The sequence below is a fragment of the Planococcus donghaensis MPA1U2 genome, assembly GCF_000189395.1.
Classification (GTDB): domain Bacteria; phylum Bacillota; class Bacilli; order Bacillales_A; family Planococcaceae; genus Planococcus; species Planococcus donghaensis_B.
The window spans coordinates 28,649-50,775 of sequence record NZ_AEPB01000007.1; the positions used below are offsets into that span (position 1 = coordinate 28,649).

General features: G+C 36.9%; 27 protein-coding genes and 1 pseudogene. 13 read left to right on the top strand and 15 right to left on the bottom strand.

Going from position 1 to position 22,127, the window contains the following annotated elements:
• Nucleotides 1-135 precede the first annotated feature (135 nt).
• From GPDM_RS02005 to GPDM_RS02015, 3 genes are read left to right on the top strand one after another with little or no spacing between them, the layout of a single operon-like run.
• Nucleotides 136-561, top strand: a complete 426-nt coding sequence (locus GPDM_RS02005; protein ID WP_008428454.1) for a DMT family transporter — start codon at nucleotides 136-138, stop codon at nucleotides 559-561.
• Between the two features lie 13 nt (nucleotides 562-574).
• Nucleotides 575-1,243 (top strand): Crp/Fnr family transcriptional regulator, encoded by a 669-nt coding sequence (locus GPDM_RS02010; protein WP_008428456.1) that lies wholly within the window; start codon nucleotides 575-577, stop codon nucleotides 1,241-1,243.
• An 11-nt stretch (nucleotides 1,244-1,254) separates the two neighbouring features.
• Nucleotides 1,255-1,740 carry a DMT family transporter gene (locus GPDM_RS02015; protein WP_008428458.1) on the top strand — a complete coding sequence of 162 codons (486 nt, stop codon included), beginning with the start codon at nucleotides 1,255-1,257 and terminating at the stop codon, nucleotides 1,738-1,740.
• A 93-nt stretch (nucleotides 1,741-1,833) separates the two neighbouring features.
• Here the strand turns inward: GPDM_RS02015 and GPDM_RS02020 are convergent, their stop codons facing one another.
• On the bottom strand, nucleotides 1,834-2,421 hold the full coding sequence (locus GPDM_RS02020; protein WP_008428460.1) for a class I SAM-dependent methyltransferase: 588 nt from the start codon (nucleotides 2,419-2,421) through the stop codon (nucleotides 1,834-1,836).
• 164 nt (nucleotides 2,422-2,585) lie between these two features.
• Here GPDM_RS02020 and GPDM_RS02025 point away from each other — a divergent pair, with 164 nt between their 5' ends.
• Together GPDM_RS02025 and GPDM_RS02030 are read left to right on the top strand one after the other, a co-directional pair.
• A complete protein-coding gene (locus GPDM_RS02025) occupies nucleotides 2,586-3,206 on the top strand; it encodes a hypothetical protein (protein WP_008428461.1) in 621 nt (206 codons plus the stop codon).
• Nucleotides 3,203-3,757, top strand: coding sequence for a peroxiredoxin family protein (locus tag GPDM_RS02030; RefSeq protein WP_008428462.1), 555 nt, complete (start codon nucleotides 3,203-3,205; stop codon nucleotides 3,755-3,757). Before GPDM_RS02025 ends, GPDM_RS02030 begins: the two co-directional genes overlap by 4 nt.
• A gap of 108 nt (nucleotides 3,758-3,865) precedes the next feature.
• On the opposite strand, the gene GPDM_RS02035 is transcribed toward GPDM_RS02030, so the two are convergent.
• From GPDM_RS02035 to GPDM_RS02065, 7 genes are all read right to left on the bottom strand, one after another.
• Nucleotides 3,866-5,677: a M3 family oligoendopeptidase gene (locus tag GPDM_RS02035; RefSeq protein ID WP_008428463.1), complete on the bottom strand. Its 1,812-nt coding sequence runs from the start codon at nucleotides 5,675-5,677 to the stop codon at nucleotides 3,866-3,868.
• Nucleotides 5,678-5,953: 276 nt separating this feature from the next.
• On the bottom strand, nucleotides 5,954-6,955 hold the full coding sequence (locus tag GPDM_RS02040) for an ABC transporter permease (protein WP_008428464.1): 1,002 nt from the start codon (nucleotides 6,953-6,955) through the stop codon (nucleotides 5,954-5,956).
• Nucleotides 6,956-6,967: 12 nt separating this feature from the next.
• Nucleotides 6,968-8,077, bottom strand: a complete 1,110-nt coding sequence (locus GPDM_RS02045) for an ABC transporter permease (RefSeq protein WP_008428465.1) — start codon at nucleotides 8,075-8,077, stop codon at nucleotides 6,968-6,970.
• Between the two features lies 1 nt (nucleotide 8,078).
• Entirely contained in the window at nucleotides 8,079-8,933 is an 855-nt protein-coding gene (locus GPDM_RS02050) for an ABC transporter ATP-binding protein (RefSeq protein ID WP_008428466.1), read from the bottom strand.
• Nucleotides 8,934-8,960: 27 nt separating this feature from the next.
• Nucleotides 8,961-9,575 carry a TetR/AcrR family transcriptional regulator gene (locus GPDM_RS02055; RefSeq protein ID WP_008428467.1) on the bottom strand — a complete coding sequence of 205 codons (615 nt, stop codon included), beginning with the start codon at nucleotides 9,573-9,575 and terminating at the stop codon, nucleotides 8,961-8,963.
• 145 nt (nucleotides 9,576-9,720) lie between these two features.
• A complete protein-coding gene (locus tag GPDM_RS02060; RefSeq protein ID WP_008428468.1) occupies nucleotides 9,721-10,545 on the bottom strand; it encodes a sugar nucleotide-binding protein in 825 nt (274 codons plus the stop codon).
• 14 nt (nucleotides 10,546-10,559) lie between these two features.
• Complete coding sequence (locus GPDM_RS02065; RefSeq protein WP_008428469.1) at nucleotides 10,560-11,177, bottom strand: YczE/YyaS/YitT family protein; 618 nt, start codon at nucleotides 11,175-11,177, stop codon at nucleotides 10,560-10,562.
• Nucleotides 11,178-11,292: 115 nt separating this feature from the next.
• Here GPDM_RS02065 and GPDM_RS02070 point away from each other — a divergent pair, with 115 nt between their 5' ends.
• A complete protein-coding gene (locus tag GPDM_RS02070; protein WP_008428470.1) occupies nucleotides 11,293-11,745 on the top strand; it encodes a MarR family winged helix-turn-helix transcriptional regulator in 453 nt (150 codons plus the stop codon).
• Nucleotides 11,746-11,769: 24 nt separating this feature from the next.
• Nucleotides 11,770-12,285: a spermidine/spermine N(1)-acetyltransferase gene (gene paiA, locus GPDM_RS02075; protein WP_008428471.1), complete on the top strand. Its 516-nt coding sequence runs from the start codon at nucleotides 11,770-11,772 to the stop codon at nucleotides 12,283-12,285.
• A 72-nt stretch (nucleotides 12,286-12,357) separates the two neighbouring features.
• Here the strand turns inward: paiA and GPDM_RS02080 are convergent, their stop codons facing one another.
• Nucleotides 12,358-12,819, bottom strand: coding sequence for a GNAT family N-acetyltransferase (locus tag GPDM_RS02080; protein ID WP_008428472.1), 462 nt, complete (start codon nucleotides 12,817-12,819; stop codon nucleotides 12,358-12,360).
• Between the two features lie 52 nt (nucleotides 12,820-12,871).
• A complete protein-coding gene (locus GPDM_RS02085; protein ID WP_237704119.1) occupies nucleotides 12,872-13,195 on the bottom strand; it encodes a hypothetical protein in 324 nt (107 codons plus the stop codon).
• Nucleotides 13,196-13,634: 439 nt separating this feature from the next.
• On the opposite strand from GPDM_RS02085, the gene GPDM_RS16700 reads away from it, so the two are divergent.
• On the top strand, nucleotides 13,635-13,808 hold the full coding sequence (locus GPDM_RS16700) for a hypothetical protein (RefSeq protein WP_192806484.1): 174 nt from the start codon (nucleotides 13,635-13,637) through the stop codon (nucleotides 13,806-13,808).
• Nucleotides 13,809-13,867: 59 nt separating this feature from the next.
• Complete coding sequence (locus GPDM_RS02090; RefSeq protein ID WP_008428476.1) at nucleotides 13,868-14,302, top strand: hypothetical protein; 435 nt, start codon at nucleotides 13,868-13,870, stop codon at nucleotides 14,300-14,302.
• Nucleotides 14,303-14,416: 114 nt separating this feature from the next.
• Here the strand turns inward: GPDM_RS02090 and GPDM_RS02095 are convergent, their stop codons facing one another.
• Nucleotides 14,417-14,647, bottom strand: coding sequence for a hypothetical protein (locus tag GPDM_RS02095; protein ID WP_008428478.1), 231 nt, complete (start codon nucleotides 14,645-14,647; stop codon nucleotides 14,417-14,419).
• A gap of 362 nt (nucleotides 14,648-15,009) precedes the next feature.
• On the opposite strand from GPDM_RS02095, the gene GPDM_RS02100 reads away from it, so the two are divergent.
• Nucleotides 15,010-16,245, top strand: coding sequence for an MFS transporter (locus GPDM_RS02100; RefSeq protein ID WP_008428479.1), 1,236 nt, complete (start codon nucleotides 15,010-15,012; stop codon nucleotides 16,243-16,245).
• A 557-nt stretch (nucleotides 16,246-16,802) separates the two neighbouring features.
• On the opposite strand, the gene GPDM_RS02105 is transcribed toward GPDM_RS02100, so the two are convergent.
• Together GPDM_RS02105 and GPDM_RS02110 are read right to left on the bottom strand one after the other, a co-directional pair.
• Entirely contained in the window at nucleotides 16,803-17,588 is a 786-nt protein-coding gene (locus tag GPDM_RS02105; protein ID WP_008428482.1) for a cytochrome c oxidase assembly protein, read from the bottom strand.
• A gap of 6 nt (nucleotides 17,589-17,594) precedes the next feature.
• Nucleotides 17,595-18,065: a DUF2243 domain-containing protein gene (locus GPDM_RS02110; protein WP_008428484.1), complete on the bottom strand. Its 471-nt coding sequence runs from the start codon at nucleotides 18,063-18,065 to the stop codon at nucleotides 17,595-17,597.
• A 138-nt stretch (nucleotides 18,066-18,203) separates the two neighbouring features.
• On the opposite strand from GPDM_RS02110, the gene GPDM_RS02115 reads away from it, so the two are divergent.
• Nucleotides 18,204-18,476 carry a YciI family protein gene (locus GPDM_RS02115; RefSeq protein WP_008428486.1) on the top strand — a complete coding sequence of 91 codons (273 nt, stop codon included), beginning with the start codon at nucleotides 18,204-18,206 and terminating at the stop codon, nucleotides 18,474-18,476.
• A gap of 109 nt (nucleotides 18,477-18,585) precedes the next feature.
• On the opposite strand, the gene GPDM_RS02120 is transcribed toward GPDM_RS02115, so the two are convergent.
• Complete coding sequence (locus GPDM_RS02120; RefSeq protein WP_008428488.1) at nucleotides 18,586-19,377, bottom strand: phosphotransferase; 792 nt, start codon at nucleotides 19,375-19,377, stop codon at nucleotides 18,586-18,588.
• Between the two features lie 154 nt (nucleotides 19,378-19,531).
• Here GPDM_RS02120 and GPDM_RS02125 point away from each other — a divergent pair, with 154 nt between their 5' ends.
• Nucleotides 19,532-19,807, top strand: coding sequence for a hypothetical protein (locus GPDM_RS02125; RefSeq protein WP_008428490.1), 276 nt, complete (start codon nucleotides 19,532-19,534; stop codon nucleotides 19,805-19,807).
• Nucleotides 19,808-19,853: 46 nt separating this feature from the next.
• Here GPDM_RS02125 and GPDM_RS16535 read toward each other — a convergent pair.
• A pseudogene (locus tag GPDM_RS16535) lies at nucleotides 19,854-20,603 on the bottom strand (class I SAM-dependent methyltransferase).
• Between the two features lie 577 nt (nucleotides 20,604-21,180).
• Between GPDM_RS16535 and GPDM_RS02135 the strand changes: the two are divergent.
• On the top strand, nucleotides 21,181-22,089 hold the full coding sequence (locus tag GPDM_RS02135; RefSeq protein WP_008428495.1) for a DMT family transporter: 909 nt from the start codon (nucleotides 21,181-21,183) through the stop codon (nucleotides 22,087-22,089).
• Nucleotides 22,090-22,127: the final 38 nt, after the last annotated feature.

Sequence of the window (22,127 nt, forward strand, 5' to 3'; positions counted from 1 at the left end):
AAAAACTGCAATAATGAATCTCCTTTTTTATGCTACTAGACAAACAATAAGAAAGGAATAATAATGGGACATATGTCCTTTCGGTATTTTTTGACTGCTAGTACAGTTAATAAAGATATAAGGAGTGTGAATCAGATGAAAGGCATATTTTTTGCATTGGCAGGAGGTTTTTTCCTGACGTTTCAAAGTGTCGCAAACGCCGCTATCAGTTCGCAAATTGGCACATGGCAAGCTGCCACGATGACCCAATTTACTGGCTTTGTCTTAGCGTTGATAATTGTCTTAGCATTAAAAGATCGGTCATATCAACAGCTGACGCAGGTCTCGCCGCTTTATGCATCAGGCGGTATGCTAGCAGCAATCGTCCTGTTCAGCAACATGACAGCGATTCACCGTTTAGGTGTGACACTGACGATTGGCGTGTTTTTAATTGCACAACTAATCACAGCTGTGCTGATTGACTCTAAAGGTTGGCTGGACATGCCCAAAAAGACCATTGGGCGCAATCACCTCCTCGGTGTTGCCTTGATGATTGCAGGCGTCATCGTCTTGAAATGGTAAAGGGGTGTCTATTATGAAAAAAGAAACTGTATCCAGTTACCTTGAGCAATATAACTTGAGCACGATGTTCCCTGATCGCGTACAACAAGCAATGCAGTTGGAAACTTACACAGGTGGTAACCGGTTGTTTTCACAAGGCGAGAAATCTGACACGCTTTATTTACTAGTAGAAGGAAAATTAAAAGTGTCAAGGCTATCGCCGGAAGGCAAAAGACTTATATTGGCATTTAAATCTCCTTTTGATTTTGTTGGAGATATTGAATATATCCGAAAATGTACGCTGATTAATACAGTTGAAGCCGTTACCACAACAACAGTCATTCGCATTCCGTATGAGGCATTGGAAAATAGCATGACAAACAACACAGAATGGCTACAGTTTTTACTTGAGACGATTACCCACAAGTTCGAGCTTAAATCGCATGCTATGAATTTCAGTTTATTGTATGCAGTCGATGTTCGGGTGGCCAGTTACTTATTAGCAATGACGCCAAATGACACCACGCTCGACTCGACTTCACTTGTAGACATGGCAGATTTAATCGGTACAAGCTATCGGCATTTGAATCGGGTATTAAAGCAGTTTGAAGAACAAGGATGGATTTTGAAAAAGCGCGGGAAAATCACAATAATTAACCGTGATTCCATGTTAAAACAGTTTGGCAATAACATTTACGAATAGGAGGAACTTTAATGGCAATCGGCATACTGCTAGCTTTTCTAGGTGGCGCATTTGTCTGCGTCCAAAACACCTTTAATGCGAACGTTAAAAAAAGGGTAAGTGTCTGGTCGACGACCGCCCTTGTTCTGCTTCTTGGCTTTGTCGCTTCGCTGGTAGCAGGACTCGTTTTCGAAGGAACGACTCTTTTCCACTTTCATGCCGAGCCGTGGTTTTGGTTCAGTGGCATTCTTGGAGTTGGGGTTGTTGCTTCCGTGACTCAAGGCGTCCAGAAATTGGGGCCGAGTGCAGCCATCTCACTGGTCATGATTTCTCAAATATTCTTTGGGCTTGTGTGGGATACACTTGGCTGGTTTGGTCTTGAAAAAGTTCCTTTTACTTGGCAGTCTCTTGCTGCAATTGTATTAATCGCAAGTGGCGCATTGCTGTTCCAACTTGGACCTAAGTCAACAACAACCCGCACCGCTTCTTCTGATGTTGCACAAACAAGCCGTGTGTGACAATCATAATTATGCCTTTTATATATTGAAATAAGTAAAAAAACCCCAACAACCTGAACTTGTCAGAGTTGCTGGGGTTCTCTATTGTTCTTCTTATATCGGCTTTTGAACAGCAAGTTGAATTACATGGGACAAGCCATTGTGTAATGTTCCTTCATTTCTAATGACTTCTCCTGTGAAAAAATGGACGATTCGGTAATCGGTAAATGCCGTCAACACTTCTTCTGGCCGATATAAAAGTTGTTCTGATTTCGGACCGCCTGTCCCATAGTGGAGTTGATCCACAGAATAGACCTCCATTAAAAAATAACCTCCTGGTTTTAACGCACGTTTTACCCCTTCGAATGTTTGTTGTTGGACCTCTTGTGGATAATGACCAAACACACAAATAATTTCGTCCCATTTGTTTTCTGGCCATATGGCTTGCGACAAATCTACCAATTCGGTTGAGACAGTTACCGAACGATCTTTTGCGAGTTGCACTGTTTTATCCAAGCCACTTTGTGCAATATCCCAGGAAGTAACTTGCATTCCTTGTTCTGCAAGATATACGGCATTGCGTCCTTCTCCCTCTGCTATCGCAAGGGCATCCCCTGAAAGATTAAAGTTTGGATGGGTATTTTTTGATGAATACGTTTGGTTCTGTTCCGTACAAATATTCTTTCGTTTGAAAACGTTCATGCCAAGACGCCATACTTCTACCTCCTCATTAGTATTGATTTAATCATACCTGCCAAACAAAAAAGATGAAAAGATTGTGCTTTCCGATATAATAGGAAACGTTGAGCATAATACGGATGGAGAGATTTTTCTATGATAATAAAAACAATATTGGACGTGCAACTATGAGCTATGTCCCAATATTTCACTTAACAATCCCAGCCATATGGGTATCAGTCTTAATCGCAGCTGCATTAACAAGTTTTTTAGTACGCTTTGCATTAAAAGAAAAAGCGGGTGACTGGTTATGGAATGCGGTATCACTATATATCCTTATCTGGAAACTAAGCTACATCCCGTTTAATTTCGAAAGTTTTCTTGAAATGCCTTTATCTATTCTTTATTTTAATGGTGGTTTATACGGTCATGTATTAGGAATTGTTTTAGTGATGGTGTATTTAACGGTTCTCTTAACTAAACAGCCGAAACTAGCTAACCAACCTGTATTTGCTTGGCTATTGTTTTTTGTATCTTATCAAGCTGTATTGCAGATCTTCGAAAATAATGTACTAGAAGCAATTTTTCATAGCCTATTGCTGATAGTAAGTATTTCAGCTATTCGCTATCTAGTTAAGCGTGCAGATGTTCCGACCGATTTACTACTCGGAGCCTTATTTACATTAGAACTGCTAATTGTAAGCGTATTTGCTCCCTTAATCTCTTGGCAAACTGCAACATTTGTTACACTTGCAGTAATAACGATTTATTTTTATAACCGATTTACACAGAAAGGAGAGATTGTATGATTAAAAAAGTTCTTTTTGCAATTTTATTGTTAGCAGCTATTGCCATTATTGCCACCAACTTCATAGCAAAAGAAAACGAATCTACAGAATCTAAAGTAGAATCCAATCAGTCTGTTACGACAGGGCTTACACCAGGAGCAGAAGCACCCGATTTTACATTAACCGATCAAAATGGCGAAACGGTTCGCTTGTCCGATTATCGTGGAAAAAAAGTGATTCTTAATTTTTGGGCAACTTGGTGTCCGCCATGCCGCGCAGAAATGCCGCATATGCAACAATTTCATGAAAACAATCCAGGCGGTGACGTCGAAATACTGGCCGTTAATTTGACCTCCCAGGACAAAGGCGACGAAGCCATCCGTTCGTTTATTGATGAGTTTGGTTTAACTTTTCAAATTCCGATGGATGAATCCGGAGAAGTGGCACAAACATACCAAGTGCGCACAGTCCCGACAACTTATATTTTAAATACAAAAGGCGAAATTGCCCAGAAGATTGTCGGCCCAATGGATGAACAGGTTATGATCGATCAAACAGAAAACATCGATTAAAACAAGTATTCTAAACTCAATTCTAGCAACACAGTAGAAAACACCTTCAATGTAAGTACAGTTTAAAAATGTACTTGTTGAAGGTGTTTTTATCTATTTCATAAAATGTTAGTCTAACACGCAATACTTCTCAGTCAGTCTCATGTATTCGTCAATTGCATCTTTTAAAGGCTGTTGAGAAGCATGCCAAAATTCGCGTTTGGATATGTCTACATCCAAGAAGGTTTGCGCCAGTTGTTCGACTGTCATCCTTCCAGAATTACGTAAAAGTTCATCATAACGTTCTTCAAAGCCGGTTGGTGCTATGTTCGCCATTTCATATATGCCGTTGCTAAACAAGTACCCAATAGTATAAGGAATGTTGTAAAACGGTTTTTCGGCATCATAAAAATGGCTTGTATAAATCCATTTGTAAATTGCTAAATCTTCAATTTGTCCTTCATAAAAGGAGTTTTCTACACCACTCAACAATTCGTTTATTTCTTGGACAGATAATGGTCCTTCTTTTCTTTTTTCATAGAATGCTTGTTCAAAACGGAACATGTTTGGTACGGCCCCTACATACATAAGTCCATTTTTGATTTTCATCTCTAGAAGTGCTAATTTATCTTGCTCATTGGTCGTTTGACCGATTACAGCGTCTAGTACTAAATTCTCCATAAATGTGGAGGCAGTCTCAGCGACACTTATGCCAGTTTGTTGAGCAAGTGCGGGTTCCTCATGAATGATGAAATTATGATAGGCATGCCCGAGTTCGTGAGCTAAGGTTAAAACATCTTGGTATGTTTCTCGATAAGTAAAAAATATACGACTTTCCTTCGATATAGGCAGTGAAGTGCAAAATCCACTTTCTGCTTTATTCGGGCGATTTTCGCTTTCGATCCAATCACTCTCAAACGCTATTTCTGCAAATCGCCCTAACTTTTCACTAAACCGATAAAATTGCGTCAAAATAATCTCTCTCGCTTCGTTATACGAAATTTTTTCAACAGGTGCAAATAATGGGGTAACTAAGTCAAACCAACTAGCTCGCTCTGTTCGACTCAATTCAAGTTTTCGTTGAATATAAGTTAAATAACTTTTCTTATTTTGATCAATTGAAGCAATCGCTAAATGGATCGTTTCTTCCTTTATATCGTTTTGTTCAATGGCTTCTTTTAATAAGTTAGTCCATCCTCGCTGTTCATATATATCTAGACGAGAGCCAGCAATATGATTGAATACAGCAGCAAATGAAGCGGCTTCTGCCTCACATACTTCTTTAATGCCTTGTGCTGCCCGCTTACGTAATGTGTCATCTTTAGAGTGAATCGCATAATTTAAGGCTTGGCCAATGGAAACTGACTCTCTATATCCATCCACTTCTAGCAACACTTTCAATTTTGAAAGCATAAACTGTTGCTGTTGTTCCCAGCCTTTTATGCCATTTACAGACATTACACTGATTAACCTTTCCATTTCAGCAGGTAAACGATCACAAACTTCCTTTTTTTGTTTTTCTAAATAAAAGGTAATAGGTTGGATTTCTTCTAGTTGGATAAACTCATGCCATACATCTTCAGGCAATGAAGCAAGAAGTTGGTTTACTTTTACTTTTAACGTATCAATTTCTACTTTTAAACTATCACTTTTCTCTATTAGGCTAATCGCTGAACTATTATTAACATTTTCAGAATAGGCACAAAGCAAAAATTCATCTACTTCCTCCCACTCACTCAGTATCAACTGAAACTGTTGAACTATGGAAAGTAATGGTTGCAAATTCTGCTTTCTTATTGCTATTTTATGTACGCTAATTTCATCATTGACAATATATAACTGTTCCACTATACGACTTATAAGTTTAGCTAATTGAATTGATTGACTTCCACCTTTGTATAAAGAATTTAAATTCCAGTTTTGCACAACTAATTGATTCACTGGTAGTCTCCTCCATTTTCAATAAACACCCTAATTGTAGTAGGGTACACATAATTTTGATAAACAATTCAATACAATTCTTTACAGCAATTAGCAATAATATATTTTCAAAAAAACTACTGTAAATTAACAGAAAACAGATTATCTTTGTACAGAATAACATTAATTCCCATAAAATAAACAAAAATTGTATACTTATTTCCTAATAATCAAAAAAAAGAAGCTTAACTATAAGCTTCTTCCCCAAATCTATCTATTTCGCATATGATTTTCTTATCATTCGAGCCCTTTTCGAATCTTTGGCGCTAAGAAAAGGTAAACAATCCCACTAATGAGCAAAACGATACTAGAATACATAAAAATTTGCGACCATGTTCCACTTTGAGATAAAATCAGATCGTTTCCTTTATAGGCCCAGTAAAAAGGATTCCAATAAAAGAATTTTTGCCACTTATCTCCGAGCATTTCAATTGCTAATACACCTGCAAGTAAAGGAAGAAACAGTATTTTAATACTACCGGCTGCGGTCATTATGTCGCTACTAGTCAGCCCTTGGATAAAGCCTACTGAAATACTAAGTAAACTCGTCACCAGTAAAACTAGTAATAATTGCAGCAGATTTACGGTGCCAAATCCTGTAATAACGATTAAAGAAAGAGTACCAATAATAGAAAGCAGTACTCCGATTACACTTTTCCCTAATACAAAAGTAAGTCTGCCAGCAGGCGTTAAGTTAATCGCACTTAATGTGTTATCTGCCTTTTCTTCAACGATATTCAATGCTATGAGCATCCCTCCAAGGATCGAAATCAGAAGAATCATTGTGTTTACTAACGTCTTTTTTAACGGGGGTACGGTTCGTTCAAAATCGAATAACTCGCTATTGGTTTCTTCCATCGAAATATCCAGCTCATAAAAACTAGTTAATATTTTTGCATAATCAACAATGCCTTCAGGCTCATTGCCTTGTGTCATTAAATAATAGCCACCGTTTTCTGGAACTATGCCGATTGTGGCATCTCTTTCTTCGACGCGTTGCTGTACTTGATCAATAGTTTTAAAAAGCTCTACTTCTGCAAATTGCTCTAAATAACTGATTTGACTAGGATTATCTCCTTCTAATAATGCCAAGTCTACTGTCGTTTCATTTATCCCAGGTGTAAAAAGATTGATTAAAACGGCAAGGAAAATTGGAATGAATAAGATGTAAAGAGCAATCGAATCTTTTAAGTTTACTTTCAAGTCTCTTCTGAATATTGCCCAGATTTTACGAATCATCGTTACCCCTCCTTAGCCTAAAAGAGTTTTCTTGTATCTTCGGTTTGAAATACTGAACAAAATTGCCCCAACCAATAGAAATCCTCCAGAAATTGTTAGCACGTATAGCCAGTCATTATTTCCGAGCAGTACCGATTTAAACCCTTCTAACATGGGATAGGTAGGGATTAGTTTTAGGTAATCCGGATTCCAACTTGGGATAAAATAAGCAATATTGGGAAGAATCATTAACAACATAAATCCATAAATCGCTCCAAAAGCTTGTGTCACATTTTTGTAGAAGCTTGCAATTAAAAGCCCTAGGGATGACGAAAAAAAAGCAGTAGTTACTAGCAATAGCAGCAACAATAAATAGTCAGGCTGTGTTCCCATTACAGGAATTATGACTAAAAAACTGGACAGTATTGTCGTTACTAGAATGACGCCAACTTTACTCATCAAGTATTGCCAGACAGGAGAAGGTGTAACAGCATAAGCCATAATAACCCCTTCTTTTCTATCTAAGAAAATGTATGCAGCAATAATAAATAGCCCCATGAGCGCCCCATTGAATACTAAAACTGAAGGCATCATATTTTCTTTATCTGATAACACAAGGGTATTGTCAGCTAATGGCTTTACGTCTTGATTGTTCATCGCAGCTTCTATGGTTTCATTGGACTCCACATGAAGTATTTTTAATAGGTTCTTAAACTTATCGGATTCATATCCTTGTAAGTAATATTCATAGTTTATCGCGTTATCACTATCTAATTTCACTACCGCAGCAATTTTCTTTTCTTTATCTGCCATATAGATAACGTCTTCACGACTCGTTAATACGTATATTTTTTGATCCGATGTGGTGTATAGCATAGCGTCTTTTTCTTGCTTATCTACTTCAACTTTGACAGGCGCTGCTTTCCCATCAGTGTCTTCTTGTAAGATTTCTTGTAAAAACAACTCACTCGTTTGCCTTGGCATATCAAAGTAGATATATTCCGTTCTTTGGTTATTAAAGTTATCGGGAACCAATAACAGAAATACCGCTAAAATGATTACCGCCATAAACAATTCGACGTAAAAGTAAAACCCTCGTGAGGCTAGCTTTAACTCTTTTATAAAGCTAGAAAAGAGTTTCATGTTAAACAAGCCCCCTTCCAGTAACCTTTATGAAGATTTCTTCAAGCGTAGCTTCTTTTGTATGCATCGTTTGAATGTCATGGTGTTCAATAATCTTTTGTAGCTCTCTTTTATCTTCTGGCAATACAGTAGACAAGGTCGTTTTTATGACTTCTCCTTTTTCCATATATTCCACTTCAACAAGTTTATCGCCGTATTGCAGCTTTAAATTTTTTGGTGAATCAATTAATTTAATTTCTCCATCTACGATAAAAGCCACTCGGTCACACAGTTCGTCTGCAATAAACATGTTATGCGTCGTTAAAAATACCGTCACGCCTTCTTTGTTTTTTTCTTTAATGATGTCTTTAATATCTGCAGCGATAGATGGGTCAAGCCCTGTAGTCGGTTCATCTAAAAACCACATTTCTGGATTATTGATCATCGATCTCGCAAAAGTTAGCCGATGCTTCATTCCTTTTGAAAACTCACCAGCCTTTACATGCTCTTTGCCTTCTAAACCAACAAGCTTTAATAGCGCATGCGAGTCTAGCGTTGGCACATCAAACAATTTTCGGTAAAAATCTAAATTTTCTTTTGCTGTAAGTTTGCTATAAACATTCGACTGTTCAAAACTCATCCCGATTTTGTTGAACCTCTCGTTTGAAACCTTTTTTAAATCATATCCCCCAACCACTACTTCACCTTGTTGAAGTGGTAAAAGACCTGTAAGAATATTTAGGGCAGTTGACTTCCCTGCTCCCGATGGACCTAAAAACCCGAACACTTCCCCATTCGCGACTTCAAAACTAACATCTTTTACTTGATACTTTCCGTCTTTGTTATAGGAGTGGTATAAATTTTTAACAGAAATCATTGGATTCCCTCCTTCTCTTGACTAGATCTATCGATAAAAGCACTCTTTAAGCATGTCGATGTACTTGAAGATTTCTTTTTCCACTGATTGATCATCAAATTTGGTTACACCTAGTTCGAGATCTTTTCTGAATTCATCACTGAATTTTTCCATCGTCCACTTGATAATGTTCAACGCTTTTTCTACATCAAGATCCTTTTTGAAAAGAGAATAATCTATATTGTGCGTATAGACTTGGCCATAAAGCTTTAACGGAAAATCTGGATATTTGTGCATAATTTCTTCAACAGTCGAATCTTTAAAAAGCAACAGTGAAAAGTCCGTTAAGTAGGGATATTTTTGAAAAACTTTAAGTTTAATCATCGATATTTCTTTTAATCGCACAAGTATGTCTTGGTTGTTCCAATCCAATTCATTGTTAATTTCGTCAGTCATTACTTTAAACGTAAAAAACTCTAAGTACTTATATAACTTTTCCTTGTTTCCGAAGTAATGAAATAACAGTCCTTTAGAAATCCCAGCATCTTCAACAATCTTATTGGTTGAAGCTTTTTGAAATGTGTTTTTACTAAACTCTTTCATGGCACTATTTAGGATTCGATCTCTTTTTTCAAGCTCTACGTTTTTTAATAAGTCTTCCACTAGAATCCCCCTTTTTACATCAAAACTCTTTGACTACTCTGGTCAATTCTATTATCACACCAATTGACTACCTTGGTCAATAATTAACTGAATATTTCACAAACAAAAAAAGAACTCCATTTGAAGTTCTTATTTCATAAGTCTTTTATTCGCTTGATCCGATTAAATAGTCGATCAGCTCTTGATTGGTTATTTGTAAGTTTTCAGGAATTTCGTGTCGAACACTTGTTAAACCAAAATGGCAGATTCCAAAGACATTTGGAATCGACTTATGGATTAATTTGATTTTTTTATCCGTAAGTTTTTTTACGAGCTTTTCCGTAAATTGCTGATGAATCATCATATCAACAGTTCCGAGGTGAAAGATTCCTTCTAACTTATTTTCTATGATGTATTTTAACTGTTTGGCCAATAAGGTGTCGGATAAATGATTGCATGCCAAATTGTCGTATACCTCAAGTTGACCTTCTTCAATTGCAGATTCTATCCCCTTAAGTCTTGGGGACTGTTTTCCCCATATTTGCGGAATTCTTATTATCACAGCCCGTTCGTTTAAAATTTGTTTTAACTCGTGTTCACAGCTAATTTTAAAATTTCCATATAAAGACTCAGCATTGGGGTGATCTTCTTCTGAATGATGTTTAGTGTAATCTCCGTCAAATACGTTGGCAGTAGAGACGTAATAACAAACTCCGTTCGTTTCTCTTAACTCTAATGCCAACTCTTTATGAAATCGTAGTTGTTGGTTAAAGTCCCCTCTCAAACACGAAACCACGGCATCAGGATTTACTTTGCGAATGATATTTTTCAGTTGCTCTAATTCACTAACGTTTAGGTGAAATTGGTTGTTTTCAGGAAGGTCTATGGGCGAGGTGGAATACGTACCGAATATTTCAAAACTTTCTTTGCATTCTTCAACCAACGCTCTTCCCACTAATCCACTGGCTCCTAGTATTAACAATTTCCTCATTATGCACTCTCCTTTTAATGAGTTGAAGTGACTGGTGGTACAATGACGCGATCGATTGCTTTGGCAATTGGGGGCATAAAGAAGTTAAGCAGTAGTCCAGCAAAACACACAGTTAGTATGGTTCCGATTCCAATTGGTCCACCCAGTAATAACGCAAAAATCAGAAATAAAGTATAAATTAACGTTCTTCCGACAAATAAATTGGTTTTCGTGATATCTCTCAAAATCAATGTTAAACGATCGATTGGAATGGGTGCGAAATTAGTGTGTAAATAAGTTGCGGTTCCAACTCCTATTAACAATAATCCTACTGCAAAATATATAGTTTGGCCTTGAACTGATTCAATAGTCAACAAGTTGCTCAACACAAAAAGCCAAAGGTCGATTCCAATTCCCGTGATAATAGCCGTTACTAAACCCAACACCTCTGGTTTTTGTCTTATCAAAAAAGAGTTGCAGCCAATTAACAGAAGAGCCACGATAACTTCCCAACTTCCTACTGTAAGGCCAATATTAGTAGCTAACCCTACTAAAACCGCATCAAAAGGAGATGTTCCAAGGTCTGATTGTATGGTGCAAGCTATACCTAAAGTTAATAACAAAATTCCAATCATGTAGAAGCCATATCTCATGTCAAATCACTCTTTTTTTATTATTTTTTGTTGCAAATGCAACAAAATTAAGTTAAGTTCAATATATACTATAGTTGACAACATTAGCAATAGAAATTTGACTGGAGAGAAATGTATGAATGACATTTTGCGCGAAATTGGCATGATAGCGAGAGCTTTAGATTCAATAAGCAATATCGAATTCAAAGAACTGGATTTAACTAAAGGTCAATATTTATACGTGGTTCGTATTTGTGAAAACCCAGGAATGATTCAAGAACAATTGTTGGACATGATCAAAGTCGACCGATCTACTGCTACACGTGCACTCCAAAAGCTTGAGAAAAATGGCTTTATCGAGAAAAAAGATGACCCAGCGAATAGAAAGAACAAGCAACTATACCCAACCGAAAAAGGGAAAGCCGTGTATCCCATTATCAAAAGAGAAAATGTTCACTCTGATCGAGTAGCCCTGCAAGGATTTTCAAAAGAAGAAGAGCAAGCTGCGCATGATCTTCTTCAGCGAATTCGTAAAAACGTTGAAAAAGATTGGGAGCTTGTGAAAAAAGGAAACAAACGAAATTACTAACCAGTTGAAGGAGCAAGCTATTTTATGACAACCATGATTAGAACTTGTGCCGAAAAAGATGTAATTGAATTACAGGATATTAGCATTTCTACGTTTAACGATACTTTTAAAGATCAGAATTCGCCTGACCATTTACATGCCTATTTAGAAAAAGCCTATAATTTGAATAAGCTAAAAAAAGAGTTAGCCCACCCTTCTTCTCAGTTTTTCTTTATTTACTTTAAGGATCAACTCGCAGGTTACCTCAAAGTAAATACAGGTGATGCCCAAACAGAAGCGATGGGAAAAGATTCACTCGAAGTTGAACGCATTTACATTAAAAACTGTTATCAAAAATTGGGACTCGGAAAACAACTGATAACTAAAGCGATGGAACTTGCGCAAGAATTAGGAAAAAAGAAAATTTGGCTAGGTGTTTGGGAAGAAAATGAAAATGCGATTGGATTTTATGAGAAAAAAGGATTTGTCCAAAATGGCTCTCACTCCTTTTTTGTGGGTGAGGATGAACAAACCGATTTGATTATGGTAAAAAGTTTTTAGCAGAAAGATAAAACTAAAAAGCAAAGGGTGGTTGAAATAGAACGATTTCAACCACCCTTTTATTAAATCTAACTATAACTTAAGTTTCATGCCTTCATGAGAGTTTACAAACCCAAGGCGTTCGTAAAATCTCAAAGCATCTGTTCTTTTTTTATCTGTAGTCAATTGTACTAAATGGCACCCGCGATCTTTTGCACGTTGAATTGCCCATTGGATAAGTTGTGTGCCAATACCTCTTCCCCGTACTGATGGTGACGTCCGAACGCCTTCAATTGTAGCTCTCCATCCGCCTCGATAAGTTATATACGGCGTAAACGTAATTTGTTGCATACCAACAATTTCATGTTCTATACAGGCAACCACCAATTCATTATTGGGATCTTTTAAAATTGCATGAAAGGCTTGGATATAGCTAGAAGGTAAAGGTTGCTCGTAATGTTCTCTTTGGCTGCCTAACGGATCATTAGCAAGCATTTCAACAATTTTTTCTAAATCCTCACGTGTCGCCAGTCTAAATCTAATTGCTTCTGTCATTCGAGTCATCTCTTTCTTTTGGCTGACTTGTGTAAAGCAGAAAAGAAGTAAGTTATTGTTTACTCACTTTCCATTTCCCCCACACCATAATCGTTGTAGCTAAAGCAGTTATAATACTTGCAGTGAAAAATCCAAATGCATAAGTCGGTATGTTTTGTGTTGGTACTTGGTCATTTATTTCATAAAACAAAAAATAGACACCAATACCAATTCCATCAACATCTGTTCCGATAGACCTTAAATCCATTCCTTTGCTAAACAATAAAATAGTTGCGATTAGAAGAACAACAACACTAATCCAGTAATAAGTAATTTTCAAATCAATCTCTCCTTTTAGAAAAGTAGAAATTACTCGCGGAATAAATAATGGAACCACATACCAAAATCCAAAAAGAAGCATTAAATTTAGATAAGAAAAAAATACGAGTAAATCGCATGACCTAATAGAGCCCAACCATAAAATTCATGACTTATTTTAATCGCTTTGTTCTGTCCTTGTTTCTGCTTTATTGTCGGCCGAGCGTTTTCAAAAAACAATAGGATCCCTCTTTTCAAAGATTTAAACGATTAATTGGTGTTTGGTTTAAATGTCCGTACTTCGTGTTGTTTTGTATTTCTGAAGAAATTCAGTAACACATTCCCTCTATATCCCATTCAGTTTACTTTATCAGAAATAATACTTACCAGTCTTTATTATAAGATAAAATTTAGCTGCTCACTATTGTTCACTGTATTTTTTTCCCATCCTCTATGTTAAAATTTTCATAAGGTATTAACCATTTAAAAAATTTTAGTAGAAAGGACGTGAAACCAACATGTGGATTTTTATAGTTCCTATTGCATCACTAATTTCACTTGGCGCACTGATTGAATGGAAGCGGAAAAAAAGAAATGATACTTCCCTCAATGCCATCAATCCTCATACGAGACCTGGCGAAAGCTCTAATTACCAAATGGGGGATAATCATTATACGAGCGGTGGAGACTAATCTAGCGAGTCATAAGATCTTCGATTTCGAAATAAATAAAGAACTCGAGGTGGATCGATATGAATGAAATCGAAGAAATTTTCTATCAAGAAAGTATATTCATCTATTTATACATGTACATTCTATTCCATGTAACGGTTGAATTTTTTGTTAGAAAATACTTAAAAGTACCTACACTGAAAGAAACTCGCTACGCCGGAATTTATCGTGCTTCCTGGATTTTGCGCATACTCATTATTTTGAGTGCTATAGCTATTATATATCCGATGATTTATGTATACGGTCTTCTCGCCTTGTTTTTTGGTTTCCCAATTGGCTATGATATATTCTTTAGTGTTAAATGGATTTTGCTTTTTTCATGGATTATTTTAACTTTTATGAGGATTTACTTTGAATACAAAACCTTAACTGTAGTAAGCGCTCTGATCACACTATTTTTTAATATCCCGTTAATCGTATTTTTGACTGCTATTTACTATCTATTACCCATTTAGTTTTTTTACACACTGAAGATCTCAAAAAACCAAAAACAAAAGAAGAGAGACGAGCCTATACGTATAGGCTCGTCTCTCTTCTTTTGGATTCAAGTGAATTTTGGTAGCAGTATTTCACCCAATTTGAGGTCTCAACGGTTTCATGATGCGCTTTTGGTAACTCCATATAGCAAAAATAAATAACGTGATCAAGCCGAACGCGAGTGGCAAAGAAAATAATTCCCAAACCTTAAGAGAATAGTATTTTGTTTGGTGGGCATTTTCGACGGTTTTGAGATACGCGTTTTTGTATTCAAATTGGACCAATTTCTTTTCGCTCGCCTTCATTTCTGTAAGTTCATCCACACTTCTACCACCCTCCACTTCATATCTAAAAAATAGTGGTTTCGTTACAAGATTTTCAAAGTTTTTTATTTCTTTATTTTAACATTTATACAAACTAGTAAATTAAGGAATTCACCTTTACTTATTCATAGCTATTTGCTTCAATCGTTTAATAAGATTACGTACAAAAATAGTTACTTAATAAGGTGAAGTGAATGAGCGCGGGTTACCTATTTATTTATTGTTCCCGTCATTGTTTCAGTTTTGATAATCGATTCGAACCTGTACTATTGATATACTAAATACTCAACCGCAAAGTAAACAGTAAAACAGATGAATAAAGAAAATAACAAAAGGAAAGCCTTTTGTTGAAGGTGGGCATTATGAAAACTGTACAAATTGGCATCAAAGAAAATTTACTGAATTTCATCCTTTTAGTTGTAACAAACTTTTTTGTAGGATCTATGGTTGGCTTAGAGAGAACTATCCTTCCAATTATCGGCGAAGAAGATTTTGGCCTAGTCTCTACAAGTGCGGCATTATCTTTTATCATTAGTTTTGGATTCTCAAAAGCTATTGTGAACTATTTCGCAGGAACCATCGCCGACCGGTTTGGAAGAAAGAAAGTTTTGCTCATTGGCTGGAGTGTTGGGTTACTCGTCCCTTTACTCGTGATCTTCGCAAGCTCGTGGTGGATGATTGTAGTCGCAAACATTTTCTTAGGTATTAACCAAGGACTTACTTGGTCTATGACCGTAAACATGAAGATTGATTTAGCAAAACCTACCCAAAGAGGATTTGCTGTAGGATTTAATGAATTTGCAGGTTATACCGGAGTAGCGGTAATGGCCGCTGTTTCAGGTTTTATTGCGTCGAGTTATTCAAACCGACCAGAACCTTTTTATATTGGAATTGTCATTGTCTTGATCGGTTTTGCATTATCGCTAATCGTAAAAGATACGCAAGCACACATTCAATTACAAGCTAGCACATCTACTAAAAATTCGACACTTTCTGCGGCAGATGTCTTCAAAAATACGACGTATAAAAACAAAAATTTATCTATTCTCACCTTTTCCGGACTAAGCACCAACCTAAAAGACGGCATGGCCTGGGGACTGTTTCCAATATTTTTTGCAAGCGTCGGGCTAACTTTATCGCAAATCGGATTACTGGTTGCCATTTACCCAGCTTCATGGGGCTTTTTTCAACTTTTCACTGGTTTTCTTAGCGATAAAATAGGCAGAAAAAAATTGATTGTTAGTGGCATGTGGCTTCAAGCCCTTTCACTATGGATGATTTTGCTGGTCAATGAATATAGTACGTGGATTGTTGCAGCTATCTTGTTAGGTGTTGGAACTGCGATGGTTTATCCAACATTGCAAGCTTCTATAAGTGATCTCGCAGATCCATCATGGAGAGCTTCTTCAATGGGGGTTTATCGTTTTTGGCGGGATAGTGGATATGCCTTTGGCGCATTATTTGCCGGCATATTAACGGATTTACTCAATGTCAGTTGGGCTATCGGTCTGGTCGCTATTTTACCGTTGAGTGCAGGGATAATTGCAGCACTGCGGTTACGCGAAACTTTACCTAGTCTTTCTAAAGAGAGCAGGTAAATCAAAGCTAAGTTTCCGTGTCTTTTAAACACTATCTCTACACAGAAAAAAGAGGCTCTTTAATGAGAGCTTATCAGACTGTAGACAAAAGAATATTTACTCAATTTTGTATGCATATAGGATTCTCCGCACTTAGTGGACGCTTTCCACGGACTCCGCGCTGAGCCTCCTCGTCGCAAGCTCCTGCGGAGTCTCATCACTTCGTTTTTCCGCTGGAGTCGCCACTAGGTGCTCCGAATCCTGAAGCGAGTGGGTAAGTTTTTTTGATAGGTTACTTTTATGGTGAAGTGCACTCAAGTATCTCTTAGTGATCGAAGCTGGAAACCTTCAACTAGGTTGGTCACGAAGACTCCTATGGGACAGCGAAAGCTGAAGACCCCGCAGGAACGCCAGTGACGAGGAGGCTGAAGCTGAGCCCATGGAAAGCGCAGTGGCCAGCCTAGTTGAAGATTATGCATCATTATTCAGTTTAATAGAACTTTGTCTACAAGCTGAAAAGAGGCTCTATATTGAGAGCCTCTTTTTTCTGCACATTTGTTGTTGGTTTCCAACTCTAGTTAAGTTTTGTATAAAGAATTTGTGAAACGTGGTGCAGTTGATTTATACCATTGGTAACAAAAGAAAATAATTATAGCGAGTTCAATGAGATCTCCCCCATAATACATCAGCATACTTCCTGCTTCTGCATCCGTTCTCGGAACGCCATTTGGAGGATTTGCGTATATATACTTGGATAAAATTTTGTGTCCAGCTATTGCTAAGATCAATACACTGGCTCGGTACATATAGCTATATCGATGTGGTGTCACGTCAACATATATAATGGACAACGTAAACAAATACCCCGCCAGAAAAACATGCAAATGAATCAGTCCATAAAGAACAAGTGATTGATGCATCAGCATATACAAATCAGTCGTATAAAGTACATAAAGTCCACCAATATTAAGAACAGTAGCTGTCACAGGATTGGTTAAAAACTGCAGCAGACGACTTTTTAAAACACGAGTCACTTTTCTAGCAGTAGTCACCTTTAAAGTTCGTAACAATAAAGTCATCGGTGTAGCGAACACAAAAAGAAGCGGTGCCAACATTCCTATTAGTAGGTGCGTAACCATATGTCCTTTAAAGTTATTGTGAGCAAACTCAGCCAATGGGCCAGTTAGTGCTACTCCTATACTAAAAACGCCTGTAACCCAGAATACATAGCGATAAACTGGCCATTCTTTATATTTTCGATTTGTTCTAATCGCAGCAAAGGGATAAAGAGAAACCATTGCGATTAACAGCAATGCCACAATCATCTCGAAACTTGTCCCTTGTGCTTGAACATGAGAATGCATGCTCACCTATCTCCCTTCTTTTGCAGCCCTTTTGCTTTTTTGAGTTTGCATATAAAGAAAGACACCCACAAGTAGAATAATCACTGCAACGCCGTTCCAAACAATATCGTACGGCAGAATATCGACATGATAGCGGATTTGATGCAGTTCGAGAAGTTTGTGGTGAACCAGTCCATCATAAAGTTGGAAAAAGCCCGCTCCAAGAAACACACCGTTAATCCATCTTTTTATCCAAAGCGAATTTCTTCTCCGAAGATCCGCTAATAGAAATAGTGAAGCGACCGTCGCAAACCAACTAAATGCATGGAATAAGCCATCGGAAAACAAACCAACTGCAGTTGTTGACTTGTCGTAAAAATGATGCCAGCCTAAAATTTGATGAAAAACAGCTTCATCAATAAAGGCCACTAAACCCATACCAAAAAGCAGGCCAGACCCTAAGTTGCGAAACGAATAGGAACCTTGATTTTTTTCCATACACACAACTCCCTTTTATATATTCCACAGGCTCACTTTCCCTTTTACCTTGTTAAATAAACGCGTAGCCTAATAGCCGACTATTACAGGTTTGAATAGAATATTTCATCGTTAATTTCTAGAAGCTTTATATTTAATATGAACAAATACAATAAAGAGTTAATCGAGGCAGGAGTAAGGGTCATCGCGAAAGGGATAAAACCAAGTTCAAATGGAATGCGCATTTCTTATCCAACTTCAACAGAAAACCCTGTGGTTATAAATGGGCCATTTTCCGAACCCGACAATATAATCGCCGGGTTTATCCTTATCGAGGTGAACTCAAAAGAAGAAGCTATTGAATGGGCCATGCGTATGCCTGACCCTCAAGGAGATGGTGAAGGTCAAATTGAATTGCGTGAAGTATTTTAGTTGCACTTGGCACTAAAGAACCGCTAAGTATGATTTCGCTAACTATTTAAAAATTGCCATTGAGTTTCCGGATTAAAAGGGATTCTCAAATGGCAATTTTTTTAGTTTTTCAAATCCATTCATGACCACGTTCTCGTATAAATTCAATTTCCTTTTGGTAATGTTCTATATGACCTTCACTTATCATTTGTTGAAATGCAAGATCCCCTTCAGCAGCTTTTCTTGCTATCGTTTCACATAATCCATCTAATCGCAGCAAAACCATCTCCAAATAATTCTTATCCACTTTATCTCCGTAAGATTCGAAAAACAACTGTACGCGCTGTTTTATACGATCCGCATCTTTGGAAGAATTGTAGTAAACTTTTTTATCCTCTGATTCTGCTAGATGGTACCTTGATAAAGGGATACACGTATAAAGCGCATAAGCAATATCCCAAAGTCTTGGACCAGGACAAGCATGATCAAAATCAATAATTCCAACTGACTTTTCTTGATTGAAAATAAGGTTGTATAGAGCAAAGTCATTATGGCAGATTACTTCATATGGTGAGGGTGTATTATCTAAAGGCTGCCAATTTTCATCAAATGTAAAATCACTTACTGAATCATGATAAAGACGAAGCATTTTGGCTATATCTATTAATACTTCGTCTGACCACATATACTTTTTTACTGGATAATTACCAGCTTCTCCTTCAATATATGTTAAAATCTCTCTTTCATTTTCATCAATTCCGATAAATCGGGGTGATTGGGTAAACTCCTTTTCTTCTAAATGCTTTAAAAGCTGATGGATTTTAAAGCTTTCCGGCTTTAGTTCTCGACGAACTGTGTTTCCTATACGATATACCGTAGAGACATTTCCTCCGACAAGTTTATCTTCTCTATAATCCGACATCCCTAAATTCCTCCAAAAAATCATTTTTTAAAAACATAATTATAAGCTCTGCTCCGTTTTCCAGTAATTCACTAAATAGTAAGTGAATTCTTGTTGGTGAAAAGGTAAACTAAATTAAACACATATGTTTAATTAATAAAAGGAGGTCCTTTACATGTCAATTGTAGTTATGGGGACAATTTTAGTTTTGTTAAATTTTATCGTAAATAAAATAGCCGGTCTTAATCGTAAAAAATGGTTTATCTCTGGGATCATTACAATGATTTTATTAGCTCCACTTGTTTATATCCTGACGCTTAATATTATCGGAAGCTATTCCGGTGGCGGCATTGGAGCAAGCTTTGCAGGATTTGTCTTTGCGACAACTACGTTCATAAATGGATTGATATTCTTAGTTTTCGGCTTTTTCTCTAAAAAAGTTCAATCCTAATTAAGTATTCGTAAGCGTCTTAAAAATGACGTATTTCACTGACTAACTATTTTTTGGCTATGATCAAAAATCGCTTCGAGTTTGTGTAGATTCCTTTTTTTGTTCGGTTGTTTTCGATAAAAGCAGTTAAACGAGAGTAATCCTCTGGTTCCATACCAAAATTCGGAATAATGGGCGTGTGTTGCAAGAGAAAAATCAAATCTTCTGGTCTTTGATAATATTCAGTGACGTTATAGTCAAAAGATTGCACGTTGGAAAACCCCGCTGTTTTTAATTCCCGTATATACCTTTCTTTTGAAACACCATCCTTTTCACTAAAGGATTACCCTCGTTTAAAAGCAATTTTGATATTCAATTTGTCAGCTTCACTTACTTGTTGAGTTAAAAACAAGCCGTCTGTATTTAAAACGCGTGCAACTTCTTTTGCATTAAATGGTGCATGGCGACTTGATACCACATCAAAGAAGTTAGCAGGAAATCCGATTTTGTCTGAAGACATATGCAAAAACTGCACGTTCGGTAAGTTAGAATTTTTAAGATTTTCTTTTGCTACTTGAATCATCGCATGCGATAAATCAATTCCAACTGTAAATTTCAATGATGGCGCAATGGTTAGAATTTTTTCTCCACCACCTGTACCAATATCTAAAAGGATATCAGTTGTTTTAGCCCTTCTTTTTACTTCATCATAAAAGTCCCATTTCGGTTCGTCACTTTGAACTTGTAATTTGCTAAAATCCCAACCGTTTAAATTCCCAACTGTCTCATAGAATTTCTTGTAATCGCATTTATCCATTATGGTTCCACCTTTTGAAGGCTATTTTATTAAAGATTCTAAGTGAATCTTTAAGAGTGTTCATTAGTTCTTGGTATTTTTCATTTTGAAATTTAACGATAGATATGGCCTCGTTCAGTATCCACATTCTTTTTAATTACTTCGACAAACTTATCAAAATTCACTTCACGATCTTCTACTTAATACAAGCTGCCCTGAGGATTGTCGGGGTCGTTCCATCTGTATTCTTCTCGTTCTTGTTGAGTTACTGGTTCAATTTCTGGTTCAGATGCACGAACTATGTCTTTAGGTTCGCTTTCTTTCATGTTACTAAAACGATTAAAACTGTTATGGCTGTCACAATATCAAAAGGTGTAGCATATATAAGTTTCCTCGTAATATCGCCTATGGTTACTCAACCTTACCATATTTTGCATATTTCATTAAACAGGAAAAGTTCATCATTTTACTTTCTATTACATCAAAACCAATCTTCTTGATGCGCTCTATATAATAGCCACTCTTGACAGTATACCGACCGGTGTGGTTGTACTATAAAATAATATACTGTTCGGTATACTTTAGGAGGAACTTTAAAATGTTTTCTTATAAACAGATAAATATTATTGCTGCCGTTGGATTTGTAATTATGTGGAGTTCAGGTTTTATTGGTGCACGATTAGGCACAGCAGAAGCTAGTTCTATGACTGTACTAATGTGGCGGTTTATCGTCGCAGCAGCTATTTTAGGTATGTGGTGGGTATTGGTAAAGCGAAAAAAGCTCAGCTTTAAATCCATTCTTTCACAGTCATTGATTGGTCTTTTTGCTCAAGGGGGCTATCTTTATTGTGTATTTCTATCGGTTGAATACGGGGTATCTGCGGGTACATCTAATTTAATTACCACGCTTCAACCAATCGTCGCAGCAGCGTTAGCAGGACCCATACTTAAAGAAATTACGACAATAAAACAATGGGGCGGTTTACTTTTAGGAATATTGGGTGTGTTATTTGTTGTTTATGCTGATTTAGGTACTGGTGCACAAGTTCCTTTATGGGCTTATGCTTTATCATTTTTAGCCATGCTTAGTTTAGTAGGTGCGACATTGTACGAAAAAGGGTTAAAGCATCCTATTAGCGTTGTAGATGCTTTGCCTATTCAAACGGTTATTACCGCTTTTCTTTTTACTGTGGTTGGAGTTGCTACAGGTTCAGCACTCCCTCCTGCTACTACAGAATTTTGGTTAGCTGTGTTATGGTTAGCTGGATTCTCGACAATAGGTGGATATGGTTTTTACTGGTTGAATTTAAAATTAGGAAGTGTCACACGAGTTAGTAGCCTAATGTACTTAACTCCTCCTGTGACGATGCTCTGGTCTTTCTTTATGTTCGGAGATCAGATTGGGGTTTTAACTATTATCGGAATGATTATTTGTTTGGTAGGCGTATGGGTTATTAAAAAAGGGACTCTTATTAAAACTTCAAATCCAATTCAAAATACTTACTAATAAAGGGATGAATCAAATGAATGAACAATCTAAAATGA

What these genes read in the sequence shown, in the direction of transcription:
- GPDM_RS02005 (WP_008428454.1), top strand. Translation starts at nt 136, where the DNA reads ATGAAAGGCATATTTTTTGCATTGGCAGGAGGTTTTTTCCTGACGTTT.
- GPDM_RS02010 (WP_008428456.1), top strand. Translation starts at nt 575, where the DNA reads ATGAAAAAAGAAACTGTATCCAGTTACCTTGAGCAATATAACTTGAGC.
- GPDM_RS02015 (WP_008428458.1), top strand. Translation starts at nt 1,255, where the DNA reads ATGGCAATCGGCATACTGCTAGCTTTTCTAGGTGGCGCATTTGTCTGC.
- GPDM_RS02020 (WP_008428460.1), bottom strand. Translation starts at nt 2,421, where the DNA reads ATGAACGTTTTCAAACGAAAGAATATTTGTACGGAACAGAACCAAACG.
- GPDM_RS02025 (WP_008428461.1), top strand. Translation starts at nt 2,586, where the DNA reads ATGAGCTATGTCCCAATATTTCACTTAACAATCCCAGCCATATGGGTA.
- GPDM_RS02030 (WP_008428462.1), top strand. Translation starts at nt 3,203, where the DNA reads ATGATTAAAAAAGTTCTTTTTGCAATTTTATTGTTAGCAGCTATTGCC.
- GPDM_RS02040 (WP_008428464.1), bottom strand. Translation starts at nt 6,955, where the DNA reads ATGATTCGTAAAATCTGGGCAATATTCAGAAGAGACTTGAAAGTAAAC.
- GPDM_RS02045 (WP_008428465.1), bottom strand. Translation starts at nt 8,077, where the DNA reads ATGAAACTCTTTTCTAGCTTTATAAAAGAGTTAAAGCTAGCCTCACGA.
- GPDM_RS02050 (WP_008428466.1), bottom strand. Translation starts at nt 8,933, where the DNA reads ATGATTTCTGTTAAAAATTTATACCACTCCTATAACAAAGACGGAAAG.
- GPDM_RS02060 (WP_008428468.1), bottom strand. Translation starts at nt 10,545, where the DNA reads ATGAGGAAATTGTTAATACTAGGAGCCAGTGGATTAGTGGGAAGAGCG.
- GPDM_RS02065 (WP_008428469.1), bottom strand. Translation starts at nt 11,177, where the DNA reads ATGAGATATGGCTTCTACATGATTGGAATTTTGTTATTAACTTTAGGT.
- GPDM_RS02070 (WP_008428470.1), top strand. Translation starts at nt 11,293, where the DNA reads ATGAATGACATTTTGCGCGAAATTGGCATGATAGCGAGAGCTTTAGAT.
- paiA (WP_008428471.1), top strand. Translation starts at nt 11,770, where the DNA reads ATGACAACCATGATTAGAACTTGTGCCGAAAAAGATGTAATTGAATTA.
- GPDM_RS02080 (WP_008428472.1), bottom strand. Translation starts at nt 12,819, where the DNA reads ATGACAGAAGCAATTAGATTTAGACTGGCGACACGTGAGGATTTAGAA.
- GPDM_RS16700 (WP_192806484.1), top strand. Translation starts at nt 13,635, where the DNA reads ATGTGGATTTTTATAGTTCCTATTGCATCACTAATTTCACTTGGCGCA.
- GPDM_RS02090 (WP_008428476.1), top strand. Translation starts at nt 13,868, where the DNA reads ATGAATGAAATCGAAGAAATTTTCTATCAAGAAAGTATATTCATCTAT.
- GPDM_RS02100 (WP_008428479.1), top strand. Translation starts at nt 15,010, where the DNA reads ATGAAAACTGTACAAATTGGCATCAAAGAAAATTTACTGAATTTCATC.
- GPDM_RS02105 (WP_008428482.1), bottom strand. Translation starts at nt 17,588, where the DNA reads ATGCATTCTCATGTTCAAGCACAAGGGACAAGTTTCGAGATGATTGTG.
- GPDM_RS02110 (WP_008428484.1), bottom strand. Translation starts at nt 18,065, where the DNA reads ATGGAAAAAAATCAAGGTTCCTATTCGTTTCGCAACTTAGGGTCTGGC.
- GPDM_RS02115 (WP_008428486.1), top strand. Translation starts at nt 18,204, where the DNA reads ATGAACAAATACAATAAAGAGTTAATCGAGGCAGGAGTAAGGGTCATC.
- GPDM_RS02120 (WP_008428488.1), bottom strand. Translation starts at nt 19,377, where the DNA reads ATGTCGGATTATAGAGAAGATAAACTTGTCGGAGGAAATGTCTCTACG.
- GPDM_RS02125 (WP_008428490.1), top strand. Translation starts at nt 19,532, where the DNA reads ATGTCAATTGTAGTTATGGGGACAATTTTAGTTTTGTTAAATTTTATC.
- GPDM_RS02135 (WP_008428495.1), top strand. Translation starts at nt 21,181, where the DNA reads ATGTTTTCTTATAAACAGATAAATATTATTGCTGCCGTTGGATTTGTA.